Origin of the sequence: Halomonas sp. ND22Bw (assembly GCF_003011945.1) — a bacterium.
Classification (GTDB): domain Bacteria; phylum Pseudomonadota; class Gammaproteobacteria; order Pseudomonadales; family Halomonadaceae; genus Halomonas; species Halomonas halophila.
Window position 1 is genome coordinate 1 of the sequence record NZ_PXWD01000934.1, and the last position, 269, is coordinate 269.

Genomic DNA, 269 nt, shown 5'->3' on the forward strand with positions numbered 1-269 from the left:
AACGCCGGCGAACCCCAGCGCTCGGCATCGTACACCGCGGTCAGCCCGCGCTTGCGGAGTGCCTCGCCGGTGCCTGGCTGATCGACGAACAGCGTGTTCATGCCACGCTCGAGGTTCGCATGGCCGTGCCCGGCCATGTTGACCTGCTCCTTCATCGAATCCAGTCCGTTGACCGACACCAGCGTCGGGCGCGGCGTGCCGGAGCCATCGTGGACGAACAGGGCGGGATAGGCCCCGCCGTCATACGGAATCTCGACCCTGTCGACGTG

General features: G+C 67.3%; 1 pseudogene. It reads right to left on the reverse strand.

From position 1 onward, the window contains the following. Window positions 1-269 (reverse strand): annotated as a pseudogene (locus CVH10_RS20900) (alpha/beta hydrolase); the annotation flags it as partial.